General features: G+C 67.3%; 15 protein-coding genes. 3 read left to right on the top strand and 12 right to left on the bottom strand.

All coding sequences use genetic code 11. The features are described from left to right. Positions 1-12 precede the first annotated feature (12 nt). The 5 genes from ACAM42_RS10540 to ACAM42_RS10520 all read right to left on the bottom strand — a co-directional run bounded on the left by ACAM42_RS10540 (position 13) and on the right by ACAM42_RS10520 (position 4,602). Positions 13-720: an ABC transporter ATP-binding protein gene (locus ACAM42_RS10540; protein ID WP_369631972.1), complete on the bottom strand. Its 708-nt coding sequence runs from the start codon at positions 718-720 to the stop codon at positions 13-15. Continuing rightward, positions 717-1,484 (bottom strand): ABC transporter ATP-binding protein, encoded by a 768-nt coding sequence (locus tag ACAM42_RS10535; RefSeq protein WP_095946861.1) that lies wholly within the window; start codon positions 1,482-1,484, stop codon positions 717-719. Before ACAM42_RS10535 ends, ACAM42_RS10540 begins: the two co-directional genes overlap by 4 nt. Beyond that, positions 1,481-2,440 (bottom strand): branched-chain amino acid ABC transporter permease, encoded by a 960-nt coding sequence (locus ACAM42_RS10530; RefSeq protein ID WP_062468748.1) that lies wholly within the window; start codon positions 2,438-2,440, stop codon positions 1,481-1,483. Before ACAM42_RS10530 ends, ACAM42_RS10535 begins: the two co-directional genes overlap by 4 nt. 7 nt (positions 2,441-2,447) lie before the next feature. Then, a complete protein-coding gene (locus ACAM42_RS10525) occupies positions 2,448-3,308 on the bottom strand; it encodes a branched-chain amino acid ABC transporter permease (protein WP_369631971.1) in 861 nt (286 codons plus the stop codon). Positions 3,309-3,396: 88 nt separating this feature from the next. Continuing rightward, complete coding sequence (locus tag ACAM42_RS10520; RefSeq protein ID WP_369631970.1) at positions 3,397-4,602, bottom strand: ABC transporter substrate-binding protein; 1,206 nt, start codon at positions 4,600-4,602, stop codon at positions 3,397-3,399. Positions 4,603-4,816: 214 nt separating this feature from the next. Here ACAM42_RS10520 and ACAM42_RS10515 point away from each other — a divergent pair, with 214 nt between their 5' ends. Further along, on the top strand, positions 4,817-5,581 hold the full coding sequence (locus ACAM42_RS10515) for a FadR/GntR family transcriptional regulator (protein ID WP_354347481.1): 765 nt from the start codon (positions 4,817-4,819) through the stop codon (positions 5,579-5,581). A 12-nt stretch (positions 5,582-5,593) separates the two neighbouring features. Here the strand turns inward: ACAM42_RS10515 and ACAM42_RS10510 are convergent, their stop codons facing one another. Both ACAM42_RS10510 and ACAM42_RS10505 read right to left on the bottom strand, forming a co-directional pair. Continuing rightward, entirely contained in the window at positions 5,594-6,052 is a 459-nt protein-coding gene (locus ACAM42_RS10510) for a GNAT family N-acetyltransferase (protein ID WP_153286170.1), read from the bottom strand. A 20-nt stretch (positions 6,053-6,072) separates the two neighbouring features. Then, the gene (locus tag ACAM42_RS10505; RefSeq protein ID WP_369631969.1) at positions 6,073-7,053 is read right to left on the bottom strand and encodes a LysR family transcriptional regulator; all 981 of its coding nucleotides are present in this window, start codon (positions 7,051-7,053) and stop codon (positions 6,073-6,075) included. A 106-nt stretch (positions 7,054-7,159) separates the two neighbouring features. Between ACAM42_RS10505 and ACAM42_RS10500 the strand changes: the two genes are divergently transcribed. Together ACAM42_RS10500 and ACAM42_RS10495 are read left to right on the top strand one after the other, a co-directional pair. Continuing rightward, complete coding sequence (locus ACAM42_RS10500) at positions 7,160-8,515, top strand: aspartate aminotransferase family protein (RefSeq protein WP_095744314.1); 1,356 nt, start codon at positions 7,160-7,162, stop codon at positions 8,513-8,515. 22 nt (positions 8,516-8,537) lie between these two features. Next, the gene (locus ACAM42_RS10495; RefSeq protein WP_369631968.1) at positions 8,538-10,055 is read left to right on the top strand and encodes a CoA-acylating methylmalonate-semialdehyde dehydrogenase; all 1,518 of its coding nucleotides are present in this window, start codon (positions 8,538-8,540) and stop codon (positions 10,053-10,055) included. 18 nt (positions 10,056-10,073) lie between these two features. Here ACAM42_RS10495 and ACAM42_RS10490 read toward each other — a convergent pair whose 3' ends face one another. From ACAM42_RS10490 to ACAM42_RS10470, 5 genes are read right to left on the bottom strand one after another with little or no spacing between them, the layout of a single operon-like run. Beyond that, positions 10,074-11,462, bottom strand: a complete 1,389-nt coding sequence (locus ACAM42_RS10490; protein ID WP_369631967.1) for an FAD-dependent oxidoreductase — start codon at positions 11,460-11,462, stop codon at positions 10,074-10,076. 9 nt (positions 11,463-11,471) lie between these two features. Next, positions 11,472-12,044, bottom strand: a complete 573-nt coding sequence (locus tag ACAM42_RS10485; RefSeq protein WP_369631966.1) for a phosphonate degradation HD-domain oxygenase — start codon at positions 12,042-12,044, stop codon at positions 11,472-11,474. Positions 12,045-12,046: 2 nt separating this feature from the next. Continuing rightward, positions 12,047-13,495, bottom strand: coding sequence for a phosphonoacetaldehyde dehydrogenase (gene phnY, locus ACAM42_RS10480; protein WP_369631965.1), 1,449 nt, complete (start codon positions 13,493-13,495; stop codon positions 12,047-12,049). A 21-nt stretch (positions 13,496-13,516) separates the two neighbouring features. Next, positions 13,517-14,743: a phosphonoacetate hydrolase gene (gene phnA, locus ACAM42_RS10475; RefSeq protein WP_369631964.1), complete on the bottom strand. Its 1,227-nt coding sequence runs from the start codon at positions 14,741-14,743 to the stop codon at positions 13,517-13,519. Position 14,744: 1 nt separating this feature from the next. After that, a complete protein-coding gene (locus ACAM42_RS10470) occupies positions 14,745-15,491 on the bottom strand; it encodes a phosphonate utilization associated transcriptional regulator (protein WP_070061830.1) in 747 nt (248 codons plus the stop codon). Positions 15,492-15,522: the final 31 nt, after the last annotated feature.

Raw genomic sequence — 15,522 nt, 5'->3', positions numbered from 1 at the left:
TGGATGGCGGGGTCAGGCGAGCCCGACGCCGAGGTATCTGTCTTTCACGTCGTGGTCGGCCATGAAGGCGGCGTTGCCGGCCTCGTGCACGATCACGCCCTGCTCCACGATGTAGTGGCGGTCGGCCAGCTGCACGCAGACCTCGAGGTTCTGTTCGACCAGCAGGATGGCCACGCCCGCGGCCTTGATGGTCTTGAGCTGCGCGACGATCTCTTCCACGATCACCGGCGCCAGGCCTTCCACAGGCTCGTCCAGGATCAGCAGGCGCGGGTGGTTCATGAGCGCGCGACCGATGGCCAGCATCTGCTGCTCGCCGCCCGACAGCTGCCCGCCGCCGTTGCGCCGGCGCTCCTTCAGACGTGGAAAGATGCGGTAGATGTCGGCCAGCTGCCAGGGCGAATCGCGCCGCAGGCCGAGCAGCAGGTTCTCTTCCACCGTGAGCAGCTTGAAGATGCCGCGGTGCTCAGGCACCAGGCACACGCCGCGCGTGGCGATGCGGTGCGGCGGCTGGCCCGCGATGTCCGCGCCCTGGAAGCGCACGCGCCCTTTCGTGGGCGTGACGGCGCCGGCAATGCTCTTGAGCGTGGTCGACTTGCCCGCGCCGTTGCGGCCCAGCAGCGTGACGAGTTCGGCCTCGCCCACCCTGAGCGACACGCCCTGCAGCACATGGCTCTTGCCGTAGTGCGCGTGCAGGCCTTCGACTTCGAGGATGTTGCTCATGCCTTGCCTCCGGTGATCATGTTGCCCAGGTAGGCCGTGCGCACGCGCGCGTCGGACCGGATGTCGCCCGGCAGCCCCTCGGCCAGCACGCGGCCCAGTTGCATGACGGTCACGGTGTCGGAGATGTCCATCACGATGTTCATGTTGTGCTCGATCAGCACCACGGTGTGCGCGTCGCGCAGGCCGCGAATGAGCTGCTTCATGTCGTCGAGGTCGTCGATGCCCATGCCCGAGGTCGGCTCGTCCAGGAAGATGGCCTTGGGTTTGGCCGCCAGTGCCATGCCCACTTCGAGGCGGCGCTGCTGGCCGTGCGAGAGCACGCTGGCGGGCGTGTCGGCCAGCCGTTCGAGGCCGACGCGCGCGAGCACCTCGGCCACCGTGTCGGCGCAGGCGCGCTCGCCGATGGGTGCGCGCCAGCAGTTCATGGCCTGGCGCGGCGCAACGCCCTGCGCCGCCACGCGCAGGTTCTCGCGCACCGACAGGCTGGGGAACAGGCTCGTGACCTGGAACGAGCGCGCCATGCCGCGCTGCACGCGCTGGTGGTCGGGCTCGCGCGTCACGTCGTGGCCGTCGAACAGGATGCGCCCGCCCGTGGTGGTGCCGGTGCCCGTGAGCATGTGAAAGAGCGTGGTCTTGCCCGCGCCGTTGGGCCCGATCACCGAGTGCACGGTGTTGCGCTTGATCTTCAGGTCGACGCCGCCGAGTGCGGCGAACTTGCCGTAGTGCTTGGTGACGCCGATGGCTTCGATGAGGATGTCGCTCATGCCTGTTCTCCTTGCACGGCCGGCGCCTTGGCCTCGGCCGCCGTCTTGCGGAACACCCGGCGCCAGGCGCTTTCGCCCAGGCCCCACAAGCCGCGTTGCATGCCGATGCTCACGCCGATCAGCAGCAGGCCCAGCAGCAGCAGCCAGCGCGGCCACAGCGTGGAGAGCCAGTCGGCCAGCAGCACGTAGAAGGCCGAGCCGAGCACCGAGGCAAAGAGGTTGCCGGTGCCGCCGATCACGGTGATGACCAGGATCATCTCGCTCGTGTGGTACTCGGCGTTCGACAGCGGCGCGATGCCGGTCATCATGGCGTGCAGGCCGCCGGCCAGGCCGGTGACGGCGCCCGAGATCACGAAGGCCAGCAGCTTGAAGCGCTTCAGGTCGTAGCCCACGGCGGCGGCGCGGTCCTCGTTGTCGCGGATGGCGAGCAGCGTGCGGCCGAAGACCGAGTCGGTCACCTTGAGCAGCAGCGCGAACGCGGCCAGGAAGATCACCGCCACGAAGGCGTAGTACTTCCACGGCGTGTCCATGAAGGCCGGGCGCGGCACATCGAGCAGGCCGTTGTCGCCGCCCGTGAGCCCCGAGGCCGTGTAGGCGATGAAATAGAACATCTGCGCGAAGGCCAGCGTGAGCATCACGAAGTAGGTGCCGCGCTGGCGGATGGCGACCCAGCCGACCACCGCCGCGCCCAGCGCGCCCATGCCGATGGCGGCGAGCAAGGCGAGCGGCATCGGCAGTTGCAGCCGCGTGAGCAGGATCGCGATGGTGTAGCTGCCCAGCCCGAAGAAGATGCCCTGGCCGAACGAGAGCAGCCCCGTGTAGCCCAGCAGCAGGTTGCAGCCCAGCGCGGCGAGCGCGTAGATGAGCACTTCGCTCGCGAGCGAACCCGAGCGCATGAACAGCGGCAGCGCGAGCGCGACGATCAGCGCCAGAAGGAAGGTGTATTTCTTTGGCATGGCGCGTTCATCCTCTGCGGCCGAGCAGGCCATGCGGGCGCAGCAGCAGCACGGCGCCCATCGCGATGTAGATCATCAGGCTCGCCCCCGGCGGCCAGATCGTGCTCATGAGGCTTTGCACGATGCCGATCAGCACGCCGCCGACCAGCGCCCCGCTGAAGCTGCCGAGCCCGCCGATCACCACTACCACGAAGGCCACGCCCAGCGCCTCGACGCCCATGAAGGGCTCGGCCCCGCGGATGGGTGCGGCCAGCACGCCCGCCAGCGCCGCCGTGGCCGCGCCGAGCGCGAACACCAGGCTGAACACGCGGAACACGTTGATGCCCAGCAGCGAGACCATCTCGGTCGATTCGCTGCCCGCACGCACCGCACTGCCCAGGCGCGTGCCTTCGAGCACCCACCACAGCAACACCGCGAGCACGGCGGTGAAGCCGATCACGAAGAGCCGGTACTTCGGGTAGATGAAGCTGCCCCACATCACCACGCCCTGCAGCAGGTCGGGCGTGGGCACGCTGTTGCCCAGCGGGCCCCAGAACACGATGACGATCTCCTGCACCGCGAGCGCCAGGCCCACGGTCACAAGAATGTGGAACTCGTGCGCCTTGGCGTACACGCGGCGCAGCAGCAGCTTCTCGGCCAGCCAGCCGAGCGCGCCGACGAACAGCGGCACCAGCACGAGCGCGGCCCAGAAATTGAGCCCCCACTGCATGGCCTGGAAGCACAGGTAGGCGCCCAGCAGGTAGAAAGCGCCGTGCGCGAAGTTCACGAAGCGCAGCAGGCCGAACACGATGGACAAGCCAACGGCCAGCAGGAAATACAGCATGCCGATGCCGATTCCGTTGATGGTCTGGAGCAGGTAGACGGACATAGGTGTCGTGGGGGTGGCAAACGTGCAGGCGGCACGCGCCCTGCCCGCGCCCAAAAACGGCGCGGGCGCGGCGCGAAGCCGGGCGGCGTCAGGCCAGCTTGCAGCCGGTCTTGTCGATCGGCAGGAACGACTTGCCGGAGCTGACGACGTCCACGTAGTCGGCCGGGTTGGCCATCTTCGACTTCGCCTTGCCCTTGAGCAGGTAGTAGTCCTTGATGACCTGGTGGTCGGCCTTGCGGATTTCTTCCACGCCCGTGAGGCCGTCGAACTTCATGCCTTCGAGCGCCGCGACCACCGCCTTCGGGTCGACCGTGCCGGCCTTCACGATGCCGTCGATGAGGATCTTGGTGCAGATGTACGAGCCGGCCAGGCTGTAGTTGGGCACGATCTTGAGCTTGTCGGCGGTGCGCTTCACCAGGTCCTTGTTGAGCGGCGTGTCGACCGTGTGCCAGTACTGCGCACCGAAGTAGACGCCGTCGCACAGGTCGGCGCCCAGCTCGTCGAACTGCTCCAGGCCCGAGGCCCAGGCCATGAGGATCGTCATGTTCTTGTGCATGCCGAAGCTCACCGCCTGGCGCAGCGCGGCGGACGACTGCGCGCCGAAGTTCAGTAGCAACAGCACGTCGGGCTTGGCGGCCATCGCGTTGGTGAGGTAGCCGCTGAACTCCTTGTCGTTGAGCGAGTGGTAGCTGTTGCCCACGTGCTCGATGCCCTTCTCCTGGAAGATGGTCTTGGCCGCGCTCAGCAGGCCGTCGCCGAAGACGTACTGCGGCGTGATCGTGTACCAGCGCTTGGCCTTGGGCATCGACGCGATCAGCGGGCGCACCGTCTGCTCGATCGCACCGAAGGTGGGCACCGACCAGCGGAAGGTGGCGGGGTTGCAGTCCTTGCCAGTGATTTCGTCGGCGCCCGCGGTGGTGATGAACAGGCCGCCGGCCTTCTCGGCCTCCTTGCCCATGGCCAGCGCCTCGGACGAGAGGATGCCGCCGACGAAGAACTTCGCGCCCTGCTGCTGCGAAGCCTCCTGCACCTTGCGCACGGCCGTGGCCGGCTTGCCCTCGGTGTCGAGCACCGTGTAGGCCAACGGCCGGTTCAGCACCTTGCCGTACTGCTCGATCGCCAGCTTGGTGCCTAGGTCGGCGAACTTGCCGTTGGCCGCGAAGGCACCCGACATGGGCACCGGCGCACCGAATCGGATCGCGTCGGTGGCCTGGGCGATGGCCGAGCGGCTCATCAGGAGCGAGGCCGGGGCGGCCGACAGGGCGGCGAGCTGAAGGAGTTGTCTGCGTTGCATGGGGTTCTCCGGTCGTGGTGTGGGAAGTGGGGAAGAAAACACAGTGCCTGCGATCGCCGGCAATTTAAGCGGATAAATAGGATTAATATGTTGGTAAAAACCCGTTAGCAAGCCCCGTGCCCAAACCCAACCCGACCCTGCCGATGACGCCGTTAAGATCGCGCGCTGTTGCGCATCCCGCGCATCTCCCGATGTGCATGGATGGAGCGTTTTGATGAGAGTGGGGCACAACCCTCCGAAGCGGCAAAAGCTCTCGGACGTCATCGTCGAAGACGTCAAGCGATGGATCGTTGCCGAGCGCAAGCAGCCCGGCGACCGGCTACCGAACGAGAAGGAACTGATCGAGCTCTTCGGCTATTCGAAGAGCACGGTGCGCGAGGCGCTGAAGGCGCTCGAGGTGCGCGGGCTGATCTCGATCCGCACCGGCCCGGGCGGCGGCGCCTACCTGCAGCAGGTGTCGGTCGACCATGCGTCGGAGCCGCTGCGCAACTTCCTGCACTTTCATCACCTGGACGGCCACCACATCTACCAGCTGCGCAAGGCGCTGGAGCCCGAACTGGCCGTGAGCGTGGTCGGGCGGCTCACGCCCGAGCAGTTCGCACGGCTCGAAGACAACGTGCGCCTGTGCACCGTCGAGCCGACCAACGAGGACGAGCTGCGCACACAGCGCGAAGCCGAGCTGGCCTTCCACACGATGCTGGCCGAGGCCTGCCCCAATCCGGTGCTGTCCTTCATGTGCCGCTTTCTCAACGACCTGCTGCGCGACCTCGTCGTCTACAAGAAGGCGCTGGACCACCACCACTTCGGCGAGACCAACGTGGACTACCACACGCAGCTGCTGGCGGCGTATCGCAAGGAAGATGCAGACGAGGTGCGGCGGCTGATGGCGGAGCACATGGTGGATGCGGAGCACCACATGCATGAGATGGAAGCGCACATTGGCGCTAAGCATTTGTTGCTGCCCAGCGGGCAGCGATAGCACCACAAAGGTCTAGAAGACCTTGCGGAACCGCTCAGCCCTGCCGAAACGCACGGCGACAGTGCCGTTCGCCTCGAATCCGCATCGAAGGTAGAACGACCCGGCGTGTGGATTGCCGGTGACGTGGAGTGCCGACGCACCCTGGCGCCGGGAAAGCTCGACACAGTGCGCGACCAATGCCTTGCCGATGCCGCGACGCCATGCCTCGGGCTCGACGAACAATCCATCGAGTTCGGCGCTGCCGTCATCGTTGGGCAGCACGACAGCGAATCCCGCCGTCACGCCATGAATCTCTGCCACGAACACCCGGCCATCGACGATCTGGGCCAGAGGCAGTTCGATGGCGTCCGGGTCGGACTGAATCGCCTCGCGATCGCCAGGGTTCGCGAGCGATGCGCGCCGCTGCAAGTCTTCGAGTGCCCGGTGTTCCGACGCAAGTGCAGGGCGAATACGCAGTGGTGTTTCGGTCATCTGGGGTGGTTTCGTTGCCTTCAGATCTTCGCATCGCCATGCGCCTGCTCCAGGCACGCCTGAAACGCCAACACCGCCCGTGAAGGCTTCGGCGACCGCCGCAGCAGGCTCACGAACCGGCACGCATAGTTGAAGCGCGCCGGCAGCACCGCCTTCATCAGCCCGCGCTGCTCGAACACCTGCGCGTAGTGGTCGGGCAAGAAACCCAGGAAGCGCCCCGACAGGATCAGCGTCGCAATCGCCTCCTGGTCGAACCCCGTCGCCTTGCGCGACAGCCTTGCTCGGTGGCTCAGCTCCATGTTCGGCGAGTGATACCCCAGCCCCGCGAAATGGTGTTCGCCCAGTTTCGACCACGTGAGCTTGCCGTGCGGGCTCTCGAACAGCGGGTGCCCCTGGCCGCAGTACAGCAGCATGGTCTCGTCGAACAGGTCGGCATACACCAGGCTCTTCGAGCTGCGGTGCGCCGGGATGATGCCGATCTGGAAGTTGCCCTCCAGCACGCCCTGCTCGATGGCGTTGATGGAGCCCACGTGCACCGCCAGATTCACCTCGGGCGCGATCTCGGTGAAGCGGGCAATGGCCTCGCCGATGCGCGCCTTCGGGTTGGTCGCGGTCTTGTCGAACAGCGCCACGTCCAGCTGCCCGCCCATGCGGTTGTGGATGTCGTCGATGCTGCCGCGAAAGGCGTCGACCGAGGCCAGCAGGCGCAGCGTCTCGTCGTACACGCGCTGGCCCTCGGCCGTGAGCGCAAAGCCCGCCCGGCCGCGCCGGCACAGCACGAGGCCCAGGCGGGTTTCCAGGTCTTTCACGTGGCGGCTCACGGTGGAGGTGCCGATGTTCAGCTCCAGCTCGGCGGCCGCCATGCCGCCGCAGTCGACCACGCTCTTGAACACCTTGAGCAGGCGCAGGTCCATGTCGCTGAGCTGCCCCAGCACGGCGCGGTTGCGGGTGCCCTGGGCAGCGGTTTCGTCGGCGGGCGAGGCCTTGGCCTTTACTTGCATGGATCGTCAAGTGAACATTGATATTGCGCCATTCTCCACACTGAAGGCGTTGCGAACAATCGGCGCATCCCTTCACCCCCGGAGCCCGCCCTGCGCGGGATGCGCCATGACCCTCGCCACACCCGCCATCGAACCCACGCCCACCGCGCGCACCGACGCCGCCTGGCTCGAGGCGCACTGGATGCCTTACACCGGCAACCGCAACTTCAAGGCCGATCCGCGGATCATCGTGGAGGCCAAGGGCGCCTACTTCACCGACAACGACGGCCGCAAGATCTTCGACGGCCTGTCGGGCCTGTGGTGCTCGGGCCTGGGCCACGGCCGCCCCGAGATCACCGAGGCGGTGAGCCGCCAGATCGCCAAGCTCGACTACTCGCCCGCCTTCCAGTTCGGCCACCCGCTCTCCTTCGAGCTGGCCAACAAGATCAAGGAACTGACGCCCGCCGGCCTGGACTACGTGTTCTTCACCGGCTCGGGCTCCGAAGCCGCCGACACCTCGCTGAAGATGGCGCGCGCCTACTGGCGCACCAAGGGCCAGGCCGGCAAGACGCGCCTGATCGGCCGCGAGAAGGGCTACCACGGCGTGAACTACGGCGGCATCTCGGTGGGCGGCATCGCGGCCAACCGCAAGCTGTTCGGCCAGGGCGTCGAGGCCGACCACCTGCCGCACACGCAGCTGGCCAGCAATGCCTTCTCGCGCGGCATGCCCGAAAGCGGCGCCGAGCTGGCCGACCGCCTGCTCGACCTCATTGCGCTGCACGACGCCTCGACCATCGCGGCCGTGATCGTGGAGCCCTTCGCGGGTTCAGCCGGCGTGGTGATTCCGCCCAAGGGCTACCTGAAGCGTCTGCGCGACATCTGCACGGCCAACAACATCCTGCTGATCTTCGACGAAGTGATCACCGGGTTCGGCCGCTGCGGCGCGCTCACGGGCGCCGATGCCTTCGGCGTCACGCCCGACATCATGAACATCGCCAAGCAGGTCACCAACGGCGCGCAGCCGCTGGGCGCCGTGGTGGCCAGCAAGGACATCTACGACACCTTCATGGCCGCCGGCGGCCCCGAGTACATGCTCGAGTTCCCGCACGGCTACACCTACGGCGCGCACCCCGTGGCCTGCGCCGCCGGCATCGCGGCGCTCGACGTGCTGCAGAAGGAAGACATGATCGGCCGCGTGCAGACGCTGGCCCCGCACTTCGAGAACGCCGTGCACAGCCTCAAGGGCAGCAAGCACGTCGCCGACATCCGCAACTACGGCCTGGCCGCCGGCATCACCATCGCCGCGCTGCCGGGCGAGCCCGCACGCCGCCCCTACGAGATCGCGATGAACTGCTGGAAGAAGGGCTTCTACGTGCGCTACGGCGGCGACACGATCCAGCTCGCACCGCCGTTCATCGCCGAGAAGGCCGAGATCGACCGCATGGTCAATGCGCTCGCAGACGCCCTCGCAGAGACCAACTGATCCCCTTTCGAGACATCAAGACATGCAACACGACAAGAACGTCACCGCCACCATCGGCCACTTCATCGACGGCAAGCACGTCGGCGGCGGCAGCCGCGTGCAGCCGGTGTTCGACCCCGCCACCGGCCTGTCGGCCAAGAGCGTGGCGCTCGCCGACAAGCTCACGGTCGAGCAGGCCATCGCCTCGGCGCAGGCCGCCTTCCCGGCCTGGCGCAACACGCCGCCGCTCAAGCGCGCCCGCGTGATGAGCCGCCTGAAGACGCTGCTCGAGGAAAACGCCGACACCATCGCCGCGCTCATCACCGCCGAGCACGGCAAGGTGCTGGCCGACGCGCACGGCGAGCTGCAGCGCGGCATCGAGAACGTCGAGTACGCCAGCTACGTGCCCGAGCTGCTCAAGGGCGAGCACAGCAAGAACGTCGGCCCGTCGATCGACTCGTGGAGCGAGTTCCAGGCGATGGGCGTCGCCGCCGGCATCACGCCGTTCAACTTCCCGGTCATGGTGCCGCTGTGGATGTGGCCGATGGCCGTGGCCTGCGGCAACACCTTCGTGCTCAAGCCCTCGGAGCGCACGCCCTCCTCCACGCTGTTCATGGCCGAACTCGCGCTGCAGGCCGGCCTGCCGCCGGGCGTGCTGAACGTGGTCAACGGCGACAAGGAAGCGGTCGACACGCTGCTGACCGACCGCCGCGTGAAGGCCGTGAGCTTCGTGGGCTCCACGCCCATCGCCGAACACATCTACACCACGGGCACGGCCCACGGCAAGCGCGTGCAGGCGCTGGGCGGTGCCAAGAACCACGCGGTGGTGATGCCTGACGCCGACATCGGCAACGCAGTGAGCGCGCTCATGGGCGCGGCCTACGGCTCGTGCGGCGAGCGCTGCATGGCGATCCCGCTGGTGGTGGCCGTGGGCGACGCCACAGCCGACGCGGTGGTCGAAGGCCTGAAGGTCGAGATCGCCAAGATGAAGGTCGGCCCCGGCACCGACAACGGCAACGACATGGGCCCGCTGGTGACCCAGCCGCACTTCGAGAAGGTCAAGGCCTTCGTCGACGCGGGCGTGGCCGCCGGCGCCAAGCTGGTGGTCGACGGCCGCGGCATCCAGGTCGAAGGCCACGAAGGCGGCTACTACCTGGGCGCCTGCCTGTTCGACCACGTCAAGCCCGGCATGACGATCTACCAGGAAGAGATCTTCGGCCCGGTGCTCGGCGTGGTGCGCGTGAAGACGCTGCAGGAAGCCATGGACCTGATCGACGCGCACGAGTACGGCAACGGCACCTGCATCTTCACGCGCGACGGCGAGGCCGCGCGCTGGTTCAGCGACAACATCCAGGTCGGCATGGTCGGCATCAACGTGCCGCTGCCGGTGCCCGTGGCGTACCACTCGTTCGGCGGCTGGAAGCGCTCGCTGTTCGGCGACCTGCACGCCTACGGCCCCGACGCCGTGCGCTTCTACACCAAGCGCAAGACCGTCACGCAGCGCTGGCCCTCGGCCGGCGTGCGTGAAGGCACGATGTTCTCGTTCCCCTCGAACCGCTGATATCGCGGCACCCGCAGGTCAGGCCTTGTCGGCCTTGCCTGCGGCGTTCGCGAGCTTGCTGAGCATGCGGTCCACCAGCCATGGCTGGCGGTCCTCATCCTCAGCGCGTTCCTTGCGGCGGATCGCGTTGCGCACGACGATCGAGCCCACATAGCGCATCGGCTCCGGCGGAAAGTAGCCCAGCGGCCCGCCCGTGATCGGGCTGCGCGTCCATGCGTTGTCCTGGTCGAGCACCAGCGACGACAGGATCTGCCCGCCCATGTAGGTCGGCCCCACCCCGTTGCCCGAGTAGCCGAAGCCGTAGTAGATGTGCGGCGCGCCATCGAGCTTGCCGAAGAACGGAAAGCCTGTCACCGAGCGGTCGGACGGGCCGTTCCAGCTCGCGGTGATCGGCGTGTCGCGCAATGCCGGGAAGAACGAATGCAGGGCCTGCGTGAGCTCGCCCTCGTAGGGTGAGCGCTCGTCGAACACCTTGGCCATGCGGCCGCCCCAGGCGAAGGTGTTGCCGCCCTTGCCCAGCATGATGCGGCCGTCGACCGTGCTGCGGTAGTAGTACACGAAGGTGCGCGAGTCGAGCACCGACACGCCGTCGGTCAGGCCGATCTGCTGCAGCAGCTCGGGGCAGCGCTCGGTGATGATCATGTCGCTCGACACGATCGCGATGGTCCGCTCGAACTGCGGGAAGCGGCTGGCCATCCACGCGTTCATCGCGAGCACCAGTTTCTTCGCGCGCACGCTGCCGGTGGGCGTGTGCACCAGCACGGGCTGGTCGGTGCTGAAGTCGAGCATCGGCGTGCGCTCGTGGATGCGGATGCCCATGGCCAGTGCCACGCGCCGCAGCCCGCGCACCAGCTTGCCCGGGTGCACGGTGGCGGCGATCGGCGAGTACACGCCGGCCAGGTTGCGCGCCGAGCCCGAGCGCCGCGCCACTTCGTCGGGCGGCAGCGCGTGGTACGAGTGGATGCCGCGCGCCTCCAGCGCCTGCATCATCGGATCGAGCGTGCCGATCTGCGCCTGCGAGGTCGCGGTGTAGAGCGTGCCGTCGCGCCGCAGTTCGGCGTCGATGCCGTGCGCCGCGCAGAAGTCGGCAATGTGCCCCACCGCCGCTTCCGACGCCTTCACGAGGCGCACCGCCTCGTCTTCGCCGAACAGCCGCCGCAGGGTCAGGAACTTGGCCGACCAGGTGAGCAGGCAACCGCCGTTGCGCCCGCTGGCGCCGGCGCCGCACAGGTCGCTTTCGAGGATGACGATGTCGAGCGCGGGCGCCTGCAGCTTGGCCTGGATCGCTGTCCACAGGCCGGTGAATCCGCCGCCGACGATGCAGACGTCGGCGGTGGCTTCACCTTGCAGCGCCGGGGCCAGATCGCCATCGTTGAAGAGCGCTTGTTCGATCCAGAAGGGGCGCATCCGTGTGCCTTAAGCGGTGGTGAGGGCTTGCCGGTGTTCGGCGGAACTGATCTCGAGGTGGCGCACGAAGTGCGCGAGGCGGGGCTTGTCGGCATCGGCCAGCTTGGCCGTGTCGTCCCACTGCCGCAGGCGCACTGCGTCCATTGCATACGGCAGCGTCTCGAAAGCCTTGGCCTGTGCCTCGTCGAAGACGCCGCCCTGCAGTTGCAGGCTGCGCTTCGAATCGGGCGACAGCGCCTCCAGGTAGCCCGGCACGCGCGCGCACAGGAATCGCTTGGCGTCCACGTGCAACCGGATCGGTTCCAGCGTGGCCGGGCCGAACAGCGCGCGCAGGAACGGCAGGCAGCGGTACTGGTGCAGGTCGTCCAGGCCCTGCTGCGTCGGCGTGCCGCCGAAGTCGTGCAGCAGGTGGCCCAGGTCGTGCAGCAGGGCGGCGGCGATCAGCGCGCTGTCCGCCCCCTCCTGCTCGGCCAGGTGCGCCGACTGCAGCGCATGTTCGAGCTGCGTGACCGGCTCGCCGTCGTACTGCGCGTGGCCCTTGGTTTCGAAGAGGCCGACGATGTCGGGGATGCTGAGGCTCATGGTTACCAGGGCAGCGAGTAGGTCTTGGTGTTGGTGAAGCTCTTCATCGCCTCGAGCACGCCTTCCTTGTAGCCCAGGCCCGAGTCCTTGATGCCGCCGAAAGGCGTGAGCTCCAGGCGGTAACCCGGCACCTCGCGCACATTGACACTGCCCACGTTCAGCTCGCGGATGAAGCGCGTGATGTAGTCCAGCCGGTTGGTGCAGATCGAGGACGACAGGCCGTAGGCCGTGCCGTTGGAGATGCCGATCGCCTCGTCGATGTTCTTGAAGCGGATCACCGGCGACACGGGGCCGAAGGTCTCGTGCTTGGCGACGGTCATCTCGGGGTCGACGTGGTCGAGCACGGTGGGCGAGTACAGCGCGCCGCGGCGTTCGTTGCCGTACAGGAGCTTGGCGCCGGCCGCGATGGCTTCGTTGACGACGGCTTCGAACTGCTTCGCAGCCGCTTCGTCGATCACGGTGCCCATGTCGGTGTCGGGGTCCATCGGGTCGCCGTACTTCAGCGCTTTGGTCTTCTGCACCAGCAGCTCGACGAAGCGATCGGCGACAGCTTCGTGCACCAGCATGCGCTTCACGGCCGTGCAGCGCTGCCCCGAGTTCTTGTACGACCCGTTGGCAGCCAGCGTGGCCGCCTCCTCGATGTCCGCGTCTTCCATCACGATGATCGGGTCGTTGCCACCCAGCTCCAGGATCTGGCGCTTGTAGGTGGCCTTGCCCGCGATGTACTTGCCGATGGGCACGCCGCCGGTGAAGGTGACGAGGTCGACGTCGGCATTGGTCAGCAGCTCGTCGGCGATCTCCTTCGGGTCGCCCGTGAGCACCGACAGCATCTGAGGCGGCAGGCCCGCCTCGTACAGGATGTCGGCCAGCAGGAAGGCCGTGAGTGGCGTCTTCTCGCTGGGCTTGAGCACGATGCGGTTGTTGGTCGCGATGGCCGGCGCCACCTTGTGGATCACCTGGTTCAGCGGGTGGTTGAACGGCGTGATGGCGGTGATGGCGCCCAGCAGCGGCTCGCGCATCGTGTAGACCTTGCGGCTCTTGCCGTGGTGCGTGAGGTCGCAGGAGAACACCTGGCCGTCGTCCACCAGCGCCTGGTTGGCGGCGAACAGCAGCACGTCGGAGGCGCGGCCCACTTCGTACAGCGAGTCCTTGCGCGACAGGCCCGACTCGAGCGTGATGGTGCGCGACATCTCATCGAGGCGCGAGGCGATGATCTCGCCGGCGCGCATGAGGATCTTGTAGCGCTCGTAGCGCGTGAGCGTGGGCTTGTAGTCGCGGGCGATGCGCAGGGCATGGCGCACGTCGTCCAGCGTGGCCTTGGGCACGGTGGCGATCACCTCGCCGGTGTACGGGTAGGTGACCTCGATGGTGCGGTCGCGGTGGACTTTCTCGCCCGCGATGCGCAACGCTTCGCGGTGGACGGTGCCTGGCTTCAGGATGGCTTGGCTCATGAGTGCTTGCTCCGTGTGGCTTCAGCGTGCGTGGTTCAGGGCGAGGTCGAGCGCATCGAAGTTGCGCAGCCGGCGCCCGGGGGCAATGCCTTCGACCGGGCGGTTGCAGATCAGCGGCACCTTCTGCTCCGACACCCCGCCGTGCGAGCGCAGCGGCACTTCGAGCGCCGAGAGGTCATGGCGGCTGGCGGCGGTGCCGATGACGGTGCTCTGCTCGCTCACCACCACGATGTCGCCGATGCGGTCCGGCGGCAGCTCGAAGCGCTTGGCGGCTTCGGCGCGCGAGAGCACGAGCTCCATGCCCGGAATGCCCTTGATGCGTTCGATCCAGCCCGGCACGCTGGCTTCGTCGGGTGCGTACACCGTGGCGAAGGAGCCGAGCGCTCCGTGGTGCACCACGTAGGGGTCGGTGATCGGCAGGATCACGCGGGCCTTTTCGGCGCCGTACCAGCCGTCGAGCACGTCCTGCAGGTAGATGACGTTGGGCGAGCCGTCGGCACCATGCTTGTCGTTCATGCCGTGGTCGGCCGTGAGCACGATGGTCGCGCCCAGCGCATCGAGTTGCGCGAGGTAGCCGTCCATCATCTTGTAGAAGGCGTTGGCGGCGGGGCTGCCTGGCGCGGCCTTGTGCTGCACGTAGTCGGTGGTCGACAGGTACATCAGGTCGGGGCGGCGCGATTCCATGAGCTTCACGCCGGCGGCAAACACGAACTCCGAGAGTTCGGCGCTGTAGACCGAAGGCACCGGCATGCCGACCATGTCGAGCACGTTGTCGATGCCGTTTTCTTCCATCGTCACCTGGTCCGACTTCTCGGACGAGAAGCAGATGCCCTTCATCTTGTGGCCCAGCAGCTTGCGCAGCTTGTCCTTGGCCGTGACCACCGCGAGCTTGGCGCCCGCATCGGCAAACGCAGCCAGCACGGTGCCGGCGCGCAGGTACTTGGGGTCGTTCATCATCACTTCCTGCCCCAGCTCGCGGTCGAAGAAGTAGTTGCCGCAGATGCCGTGCACCGCGGGCGGCGCGCCGGTCACGATCGACAGGTTGTTGGGGTTGGTGAACGAGGGCACGACGCAGTCGGCGAGCAGATCGGCACCGTCCTTGCGCATGCGGGCGATGTAGGGCGCCACACCGGCTTCGATGGCCGCGTCGAGGTACGCCGGCTCGCAGCCGTCCACGCACACGACCACGATCGGACGCGCCATCCAGCGATAGCTCCTGGCATTGACTTCAAGTGTCTCCGGTGTCATTTCAGACTTCCTTTTGGGGTGGGTGGTTCGGGGTAGCGGTGGTGTTGCTGGAAGTGGCCGCATCGGCGTCGATGCGGCCGAAGGCCTTGTGCATGCGTGCGCGGCTGCCGGCCACGTGTTCGCGCAGCGCGCGCCCTGCCGTGTCGGGGTTGCCGCTGGCAATGGCGTCGACGATGTGGCTGTGCTCGTCGGCCGAGACCCGCAGGCCGCCGCCGCTGTCGAGCGCGCGCATTCTGAAAAGGTGCAGCTCCTTGACGAGCCGCTTGTAGGTTTCGGTGAGCTTCTTGCTGCCGGCGGTGTCGAGCAGGATCTCGTGGAACTGCAGGTTGAGCTGCGCGTACTGCTCCACGTCCTGCGCCTGGGCCGCCGAGCGCATGGCGTCGACCATGGCGCGCAGGCGCTCCACCGCGTCGGGCTGGATGGCCAGCGCCACGCGCCGGCCGATGATTTCTTCCAGCGCCTCGCGCAGTTCGTAGATCTCGTCGGCCTCCTCGAACGCGATCTCGCGCACGAAGACGCCGCGGTTCTTCTCGTTGCGCACGAGGCCCGCCTCTTCCAGTGCGCGCAGCGCCTCGCGGATCGGCCCGCGGCTGGTGTTGAAGCGCTGCGAGAGCTCGCTCTCGTTGATGCGGCTGCCCACGGGGAGCTCGCCCGTCATGATCAAACGCTCGATTTCTTCCTGCATCAGCATCGGCAGCGAGCTGGACTGGAGGAACGCGAGGGCGGCGGAGTGATTGCTGGTGACCATGGGGCGTATTTTCCCGAAGGATCGTCAACTG

It is taken from the genome of Variovorax sp. V35 (genome assembly GCF_041154465.1).
Lineage (GTDB): Bacteria > Pseudomonadota > Gammaproteobacteria > Burkholderiales > Burkholderiaceae_C > Variovorax > Variovorax boronicumulans.
Note: the sequence above shows the minus strand (reverse complement) of the source record. Positions and strands in the feature narration are given on the sequence as shown.